Below are 8,577 nucleotides of genomic sequence, written 5' to 3' on the forward strand. Positions count from 1 at the left end.
TGGTGCACCGCCTTTCTACCGGGCATGTCGACGCAAAAGTCCACGAAAGCACCACCGTCGAAATTCTCTGGACCGTCGTACCGTTCCTGATTCTGGTGGCGATGGCCGTGCCGGCGACCGCCACCCTGATCAAGATGTACGACACCAGTGAGCCGGATATCGATATCCAGATCACCGGTTATCAGTGGAAATGGCATTACAAATACCTGGGCCAGGACGTCGAGTTCTTCAGCAACCTGGCCACCCCCGCCGAGCAGATCCACAACAAGGAAACCAAGGGCGAGCACTACTTGCTTGAGGTCGACAAGCCGTTGGTGCTGCCGACCGGCGCCAAAGTACGCTTCCTTGTGACTTCCGCCGACGTTATTCACTCCTGGTGGGTGCCGGCCTTCGCGGTGAAACGCGATGCGATTCCGGGGTTCGTCAACGAGGCGTGGACGCGCATCGACAAGCCTGGCATTTACCGCGGTCAATGCGCCGAACTGTGCGGCAAGGATCACGGCTTTATGCCGATCGTGGTCGAGGTCAAGGAGAAGGCCGACTACGACAAGTGGCTCGCCGACCGCAAAGCCGAGGCCGCGCAGCTCAAAGAGCTGACCAGCAAGGAATGGACCCTCGACGAACTCAAGGAACGTGGCGACAAGATCTACCACACCACTTGCGTCGCCTGTCACCAGGCCGAAGGCCAGGGCCTGCCGCCGATGTTCCCGGCACTCAAGGGCTCGAAAATCGCCACCGGACCGAAAGAAGCGCACCTGAGTCTGGTGTTCCACGGCAAGCCCGGCACCGCCATGGCGGCGTTCGGCAAGCAACTGTCGGAAGTCGATATCGCAGCGGTCGTGACCTACGAACGTAACGCCTGGGGCAACAACAAGGGCGACATGGTCACGCCAAAAGAAGTGCTGGAGCTGAAACAGGCGGAAAGCAAATGAGCCGGTCTATCGCGTACCTCGTGAACCGGTCGGGGCCGCGCGCCCCGGCCTGCCCTATCCACTCACGTAAAGGAGACCGGCCATGAGCGCTGTCATCGATGACCACGGTCATGCCGACCACGCCCACGGCCCCGCCAAAGGCCTGATGCGCTGGGTGCTGACCACCAACCACAAGGACATCGGCACGCTGTACCTGTGGTTTGCGTTTTCCATGTTCCTGCTCGGCGGTACGTTCGCGATGGTGATTCGCGCCGAACTGTTCCAGCCGGGGCTGCAAATCGTCGAGCCGGCGTTCTTCAACCAGATGACCACCATGCACGGTCTGGTGATGGTCTTCGGGGCGGTGATGCCGGCGTTTGTCGGCCTCGCCAACTGGATGATCCCGTTGATGATCGGCGCGCCGGACATGGCCCTGCCCCGGATGAACAACTTCAGCTTCTGGCTGTTGCCGGCGGCGTTCCTGATCCTCGTCTCGACCCTGTTCACCCCCGGTGGCGGGCCGAACTTCGGCTGGACCTTCTATGCGCCGCTGTCGACGACCTACGCGCCGGAAAGCGTGACCTTCTTCATCTTCGCCATCCACTTGATGGGCATCAGTTCGATCATGGGCGCGATCAACGTAATCGCGACCATCCTCAATCTGCGCGCGCCCGGCATGACGCTGATGAAAATGCCGCTGTTCGTCTGGACCTGGCTGATCACCGCGTTCCTGCTGATCGCAGTGATGCCGGTACTCGCCGGGTGCGTGACGATGATGCTGATGGACATCCACTTCGGCACCAGTTTCTTCAGCGCCGCTGGTGGCGGTGACCCGGTGTTGTTCCAGCACGTGTTCTGGTTCTTCGGGCATCCCGAGGTGTACATCATGATCCTGCCGGCGTTCGGCGCCGTCAGCTCGATCATCCCGACGTTCTCGCGCAAGCCGCTGTTCGGCTACACCTCGATGGTCTACGCGACGGCGAGCATCGCCTTCCTGTCGTTCATTGTCTGGGCGCACCACATGTTCGTGGTCGGCATCCCGTTGGTGGGCGAGCTGTTCTTCATGTACGCCACGCTGCTGATCGCGGTGCCGACCGGAGTGAAGGTGTTCAACTGGGCCAGCACCATGTGGCAAGGCTCGCTGACCTTCGAGACGCCGATGCTGTTTGCCGTGGCGTTCGTGATCCTGTTTTCCATCGGCGGTTTCTCCGGGTTGATGCTGGCCATCGCCCCGGCGGACTTCCAGTATCAGGACACCTACTTTGTGGTCGCGCACTTCCACTACGTGCTGGTGCCGGGAGCGATCTTCGGGATCTTCGCCTCGACCTACTACTGGCTGCCGAAATGGACCGGCCACATGTACGACGAAACCCTCGGCAAGCTGCATTTCTGGCTGTCGTTTGTCGGCATGAACCTGACTTTCTTCCCGATGCACTTTGTGGGACTGGCGGGAATGCCGCGACGGATTCCGGACTACAACCTGCAGTTCGCCGACTTCAACATGGTCTCCTCGATTGGTGCGTTCATGTTCGGCGCCACGCAGATCTTCTTCCTGTTCATCGTGATCAAGACCATTCGCGGCGGCCCGCCAGCACCGGCCAAACCGTGGGACGGTGCGGAAGGTCTGGAGTGGAGCGTGCCGTCACCGGCGCCGTATCACACCTTCACCACACCGCCGGAAGTGAAATGAACACCATCAGTCCTGTGACAAACCCTGTGGGAGCTGGCTTGCCAGCGATAGGGCCAGCGCAGTGTGTCAGGCAGGCAGCCATCGCTGGCAAGCCAGCTCCCACAGGGACTCGTGTGGAGGCTGAAAATCATGGCTGACTCGGTATCAATGAAAAAACTCGTCACCCGCCTGCTCGGGGTGGTGCTGGCGATGTTTGTTTTCGGCTTTGCCCTGGTGCCGATCTACGACGTGATGTGCAAAGCCTTCGGCATCAACGGCAAGACCGCCGGGCAGTACGAGGGTGAGCAAGTGGTCGACACTTCCCGCCAGGTGCGTGTGCAGTTTCTGTCGACCAATAACGTCGACATGCCCTGGGATTTCTACCCCAAACATGACGAACTCACCGCCAACCCCGGCGCGGTCAACGAGATGATCTTCATCGCGCGCAATCCCACCGACAAACCGATGAGTGCGCAAGCCGTGCCGAGCATCGCGCCGAGCAATGCGGCGGCGTATTTCCACAAGACCGAATGCTTTTGCTTTACCCAGCAGGTGCTGCAGCCCGGTCAGCAGATCGAGATGCCGGTGCGCTTCATTGTTGACCGCGACATGCCCAAGGATGTGAAGCACCTGACGCTGTCCTACACGCTGTTCGATATCACCGCCCGACATCCGCCGGTGGCTGTAAACACTGGCGGTTGAGCGTGCCCGATAAGGAGAACAATAAATGGCAACTCATGAGCACTATTTCGTTCCGGCCCAGAGCAAATGGCCGATCATCGCCACCTTCGGCATGGCCATCACCGTGTACGGCCTCGCCACCTGGTTCAACGATCTGAAAGCGGCGCGCCCGGAATCCCACGGCCCGTACATCTTTTTCGTCGGTGGCCTGTTGCTGGCGTACATGCTGTTCGGCTGGTTCGGTACGGTGATCAAGGAAAGCCGCGCGGGGCTCTATAGCGCGCAGCTGGATCGCTCGTTCCGCTGGGGCATGAGTTGGTTCATCTTTTCCGAGGTGATGTTCTTCGTCGCCTTCTTCGGTGCGCTGTTTTATGTGCGGCACGTTTCCGGACCAGCACTCGGCGGCGAAGGCACAAAAGGCATCGCGCATATGCTCTGGCCGAACTTCCAGTTCACCTGGCCGCTGCTGCACACGCCGGACCCGAAACTGTTCCCGCCACCGAAGGAAGTCATCAGCCCGTGGGGCCTGCCGCTGATCAACACGATTTTGCTGGTCAGCTCCAGCGTGACCATCACCATCGCCCACCATGCCTTGAAGAAGGGCCACCGCGGCGCGCTGAAAATCTGGCTGGCGATCACCGTGCTGCTGGGCTGCGCATTTCTCGGCTTCCAGGCCGAGGAATACATGCACGCCTACCACGAACTGGGGCTGACCCTCGGTTCGGGCATTTATGGCGCGACGTTCTTCATGCTCACCGGGTTCCACGGTGCCCACGTGACCATCGGCACGATCATTCTGTTTGTGATGCTGATGCGGATCATGAAGGGCCATTTCGACAACGAGCACCAGTTCGGCTTCGAAGCGGCGAGCTGGTATTGGCACTTCGTCGACGTGGTGTGGATCGGCCTGTTTATCTTCGTTTACGTACTCTGAGGATCAACCCTACCAAGGCGCATGCGAGACCAATTGGCCGCTGTAAAAGCCCCAGGCGATCAAGCCGACGGTGGCAGCGGCCAATGCCACCCGAACACTCAAGGCGATGACCAGGCGATTGGAACTGCTGTCGTCCTTGACCAGGAAAAACAGGCCGCTGAACAGGCTGATCACCGTGGCAATCAGCATCAGGACGATGGCTGTTTTGAGCATGGGAAGAACTCCGGGGGACAGGCGATGCAGTTGAGTATAGCGATCGCAACGACTGACTTTGTGGCGCAGCCATGAAGCGTTTTCGCCCGGGCGTAATACCGACCGTGGTGGTCGCTTTATTACTGCCGCTGCTGGTGTCTTTGGGCTTCTGGCAACTGAGCCGTGGCGCCGAGAAAAGCGCACTGCTCGCCAGTTACGCCGAACGCCGCGCAGCCGAACCGATGGCCAGCACTGAATTGCTGAGCAGCGCCGATCCGGCCTATCGCCGCGTGCACCTGCACGGCCAGTTCGATGCTGCGCACAGTCTGCTGCTGGATAACCGCCAACGTAACGGCAAGGTCGGCGTCGAGTTGCTGCAACCGTTTCAGGATCAACGCAGCGGTTTGTGGCTGTTGGTCAATCGTGGCTGGTTGCCGTGGCCGGATCGCCGTGTGCCGCCGCAATTCACTACGCCCACTGAGGCGTTGAATGTCGATGCCTGGGTCTACGTCGCCCCCGGCGCGACCTTCCAGTTGCACGCTGATCCGGTCAGCAGCACCTGGCCGCAAACCATCACCGCCGTCGAACCCGCCAAGCTGTGGCAAACCCTCGACCGTGACGGCTTCGCCTACGAATTACGCGCCGAACCCGGCCCGGCCAGCTACGAGGCCGATTGGCCGGTGGTCGCCATGGGCCCGGAAAAACACCTCGGTTACGCCGTGCAGTGGTTCGCCATGGCCACCGCCCTGCTCGGCCTCTACGTCTATTTGGGCTTGCACAACGCAAAGGAGAACCACCATGGGAACGGCCATGAATCCACCCAGCATGTCTGAGGCGAAACCTGCCGCTACCCGTCGTCGCGGGCGCATTCAGTTGCTGCTGATCCTGCTCGGTGTGATCGGGCCGATGGTGCTCGCCACCGGCATGTACAAATTGCAGTTCTGGGTACCGGAGGGTCGCAGCTATCACGGCGAACTGATCGGCAACGGCCAGACCCGCGCCGACCTCGGCGTGCAAGCCGACGAGGAGCGCTGGCAGATGCTGGTCACCGCGCCGAAGGATTGCGCGGTGGATTGCCAGCAACTGGTGTATCTGGCGCGGCAGATCCAGATCGGCCTCGGCCGCGATGCCGGCCGCGCCAGCCATGCACTCGCTGTTGCGCAACCCGTCAGCGCCGATTACGAAACCAAGCTGACCCGCGAATATCCGCAACTGCAGCGCTATCCGCTGGACGCCGGTGTGTTCAGCAAGACGACGGGCGACAAGGCCACGCCGCAGCTGTGGATCATCGACCCGCACGGCAACCTCGTGCTGCGTTACGAACCGAATGTGAAAGGCAAGGATCTGCTCAACGACCTGCGTCATCTGCTGAAACTGTCGAACATCGGATAAGGGCATCGTCATGGCCAAACCTGGATTTCGCCTCGCGCTGTTTGCCACCCTGCTGGCACTGATTGTGGTGCTGCTCGGCGCCTATACGCGCCTGACCCACGCCGGCCTCGGCTGTCCGGACTGGCCGGGCTGCTACGGGTTTATCAGCGTGCCGAAAAGCGAAGCCCAACTGGCCCATGCCGAACTGCATTACCCCGATTCGCCGGTGGAGGCGCACAAGGGCTGGAACGAGATGATCCACCGCTACTTCGCCGGCACCCTCGGCCTGCTGATTTCGATTCTGGCCGGGCGCGCGTGGGTCAATCGGCGTCATCCGGGGCAGCCGTTGAAGCTGCCACTGTTTTTGCTGGCGGTGGTGTTCGCGCAAGCGGCGTTCGGTATGTGGACGGTGACGCTCAAGCTCTGGCCGCAGGTGGTCACCGGGCATTTGCTCGGCGGTTTTGCGACGCTGAGCCTGTTGTTTTTACTGACGTTGCGGTTGTCCGGGGTGCTGCCGGCGCTGACCGTGCCCAGGCGTTTGCAGTATTGGGCGACGGCGGGATTGTTGCTGGTGATTGGCCAGATCGCGTTGGGTGGCTGGGTCAGTTCCAACTATGCGGCGGTGGCGTGTATCGACTTCCCGACCTGCCACGGTCAATGGCTGCCACCGGCGGATTTCGCCAACGGGTTTCACCTGACTCAACACATCGGTCCGAACTATCTGGGCGGGCAGCTCGACAGTGATGCACGCACGGCGATTCATCTGACTCACCGTATCGGCGCGCTGCTGGTGACGTTGGTGTTGCTCGGCCTGGCGTGGCAATTGAAAGTGGTTGGCATGACGCGATTGGCCGGGTTGGTGGTGATTGCCCTCGCGGCACAGATCACCCTTGGCATCAGCAATGTGCTGTTCCATTTACCGCTGCCGGTAGCGGTCGCGCATAACGCGGGCGGCGCGGCGCTATTGCTGACCATGGTGCTGGTCAACTATCACGCGCGCACCAGTCTGGTCCGGGTCAAGCAGCCGGTGCTCGCGCGCTGGCGCCTGAGTCCGCGTAAACACTCGGCCGCGCCCATCACAATAAAAGGAGAAACGCCGTGGCGATTCTGATTGGCGAACGCCCGCATCAGGCGATCTGGCGTGATTATCTGGAACTGACCAAACCGAAAGTCGTGGTGCTGATGCTGATCACCTCGCTGGTCGGCATGTTCCTCGCGACCCGTGCCGGGGTGCCGTGGACGGTGCTGGTGTTCGGCAATCTGGGGGTTGCGTTATGTGCCGGTGGCGCGGCGGCGGTCAATCATGTGGTGGACCGGCGCATTGATGCGGTGATGGCGCGCACGCACAAGCGGCCGCTCGCTGAAGGACGAGTTTCGCCGGCGGCGGCACTGACCTTTGCGCTGGTGCTGGCGCTGCTCGGTCAGGCATTGTTGCTGACCTTCACCAATCCGCTGACCGCTTGGCTGACCTTGGCCTCGCTGCTCGGTTACGCCGTGATCTACACCGGCTTCCTCAAACGCGCGACGCCGCAGAACATCGTCATCGGTGGCCTCGCCGGCGCCGCCCCGCCGCTGCTCGGCTGGACAGCCGCCACCGGCCACGTCAGCGCCGAACCGCTGTTGCTGGTGCTGATCATCTTCGCCTGGACCCCGCCGCACTTCTGGGCGCTGGCGATTCATCGCAAAGAGGAATACGCCAAGGCCGACATCCCGATGCTGCCGGTCACGCACGGCGAGCACTACACCAAAGTGCACATTCTGCTGTACACCTTCGCGCTGCTGGCGGTGAGTCTGTTGCCGTACGTGATCCACATGAGCGGTGTGCTCTACCTGATCTGCGCCCTCGGTCTGGGCGCAAGGTTTCTGCAATGGGCCGTGGTGCTGTACCGTGGCACTCGGCCGCACGCGGCGATCAACACCTTCAAGTACTCTATTTATTACTTGTTCCTGCTGTTTATCGCCCTGCTCGTAGACCACTACTTACTGTTGAACCTATGACTCGAACCCAGAAAACCGTCTTCATCCTCGTCGCCGTGATCGCGCTGATCCTCGGCCTGACCGTCAACAAAGTGCTGAGCGGCAAGGGCCAGGGCGACCCCACCGCGCTGATCGACGCCGGCATCATCCTGCTGCCGCAGAGCCGCAATCTGCCGGACGTGACGATGACCGATCAGGACGGCAAACCGGTGGCGATCAACGAGCTCAAAGGTAAGTGGAGCCTGCTGTTCTTTGGCTACACCTTCTGCCCGGACATCTGCCCGACCACCCTCGCCCAGTTGCGGCAGATCAAGAGTGAACTGCCCAAGGACGCTGTGGACAAGTTGCAGATCGTGCTGGTCAGCGTTGACCCGAACCGCGATAACCCGAAGCAGTTGAAGCAGTATCTGGGCTACTTTGATCCGCAGTTCATCGGCCTGACACCGACCTCGATTGAAGAGCTGCAGAAGGTGGCGAATGCGGTGAGCATTCCGTTTATTCCGGCGGATACGAGTAAGCCGAATTACACCGTGGATCACAGCGGGAATCTGGCGGTGATCGGGCCGGATGGCACGCAGCGCGGGTTTATCCGGGCGCCGTTGAATAATGCCAAATTAGTCGGGCAGTTGCCGGTGATGCTTAACCGTAAGTAATCGCCTAAAGTCAAAAGCCCCTCACCCTAGCCCTCTCCCGGAGGGAGAGGGAACTGATTGGGGGATATTCAAGAGTTACGCCGACCTGAAAGTTATCCGCTGAATCCATAATCAACTCGGTCTGCCAGGTCGATGTATGACGCCAGACAGCTCGGTCGGCCCCTAAAATCCCCTCACCCTAGCCCTCTC

The 8,577-nt window shown here is 60.9% G+C and carries 10 protein-coding genes; 9 read left to right on the top strand and 1 reads right to left on the bottom strand.

All coding sequences use genetic code 11. The annotated features are described in order from the left end of the window. From coxB to ACIF4X_RS25185, 4 genes are all read left to right on the top strand, one after another. The coding region (coxB, locus tag ACIF4X_RS25170; protein WP_397484164.1) for a cytochrome c oxidase subunit II at positions 1-932 on the top strand (932 nt) is incomplete at its 5' end. 82 nt (positions 933-1,014) lie between these two features. Next, positions 1,015-2,601, top strand: coding sequence for a cytochrome c oxidase subunit I (gene ctaD / locus ACIF4X_RS25175; RefSeq protein WP_034152254.1), 1,587 nt, complete (start codon positions 1,015-1,017; stop codon positions 2,599-2,601). 129 nt (positions 2,602-2,730) lie between these two features. Next, positions 2,731-3,282, top strand: coding sequence for a cytochrome c oxidase assembly protein (locus ACIF4X_RS25180; protein ID WP_129387132.1), 552 nt, complete (start codon positions 2,731-2,733; stop codon positions 3,280-3,282). A 25-nt stretch (positions 3,283-3,307) separates the two neighbouring features. Further along, entirely contained in the window at positions 3,308-4,195 is an 888-nt protein-coding gene (locus ACIF4X_RS25185; protein WP_397484165.1) for a cytochrome c oxidase subunit 3, read from the top strand. A gap of 9 nt (positions 4,196-4,204) precedes the next feature. Here the strand turns inward: ACIF4X_RS25185 and ACIF4X_RS25190 are convergent, their stop codons facing one another. Next, positions 4,205-4,408: a twin transmembrane helix small protein gene (locus ACIF4X_RS25190; protein ID WP_007911731.1), complete on the bottom strand. Its 204-nt coding sequence runs from the start codon at positions 4,406-4,408 to the stop codon at positions 4,205-4,207. 71 nt (positions 4,409-4,479) lie between these two features. Here ACIF4X_RS25190 and ACIF4X_RS25195 point away from each other — a divergent pair, with 71 nt between their 5' ends. Genes ACIF4X_RS25195 through ACIF4X_RS25215 form a run of 5 tightly spaced genes read left to right on the top strand, consistent with a single transcriptional unit; the run spans position 4,480 to position 8,388 of the window. Then, complete coding sequence (locus ACIF4X_RS25195; protein ID WP_397484166.1) at positions 4,480-5,220, top strand: SURF1 family protein; 741 nt, start codon at positions 4,480-4,482, stop codon at positions 5,218-5,220. After that, complete coding sequence (locus ACIF4X_RS25200; protein ID WP_397484167.1) at positions 5,186-5,779, top strand: hypothetical protein; 594 nt, start codon at positions 5,186-5,188, stop codon at positions 5,777-5,779. Before ACIF4X_RS25195 ends, ACIF4X_RS25200 begins: the two co-directional genes overlap by 35 nt. A gap of 10 nt (positions 5,780-5,789) precedes the next feature. Beyond that, entirely contained in the window at positions 5,790-6,869 is a 1,080-nt protein-coding gene (locus tag ACIF4X_RS25205) for a heme A synthase (RefSeq protein ID WP_397484168.1), read from the top strand. Further along, positions 6,857-7,756 carry a heme o synthase gene (gene cyoE / locus ACIF4X_RS25210; RefSeq protein ID WP_397484169.1) on the top strand — a complete coding sequence of 300 codons (900 nt, stop codon included), beginning with the start codon at positions 6,857-6,859 and terminating at the stop codon, positions 7,754-7,756. The genes ACIF4X_RS25205 and cyoE overlap by 13 nt, the downstream gene beginning before the upstream one ends. Continuing rightward, a complete protein-coding gene (locus ACIF4X_RS25215) occupies positions 7,753-8,388 on the top strand; it encodes an SCO family protein (RefSeq protein ID WP_397484170.1) in 636 nt (211 codons plus the stop codon). Before cyoE ends, ACIF4X_RS25215 begins: the two co-directional genes overlap by 4 nt. Positions 8,389-8,577: the final 189 nt, after the last annotated feature.

The organism is Pseudomonas sp. NPDC085632 (assembly GCF_044541255.1).
In the GTDB taxonomy this organism is placed as follows: domain Bacteria; phylum Pseudomonadota; class Gammaproteobacteria; order Pseudomonadales; family Pseudomonadaceae; genus Aquipseudomonas.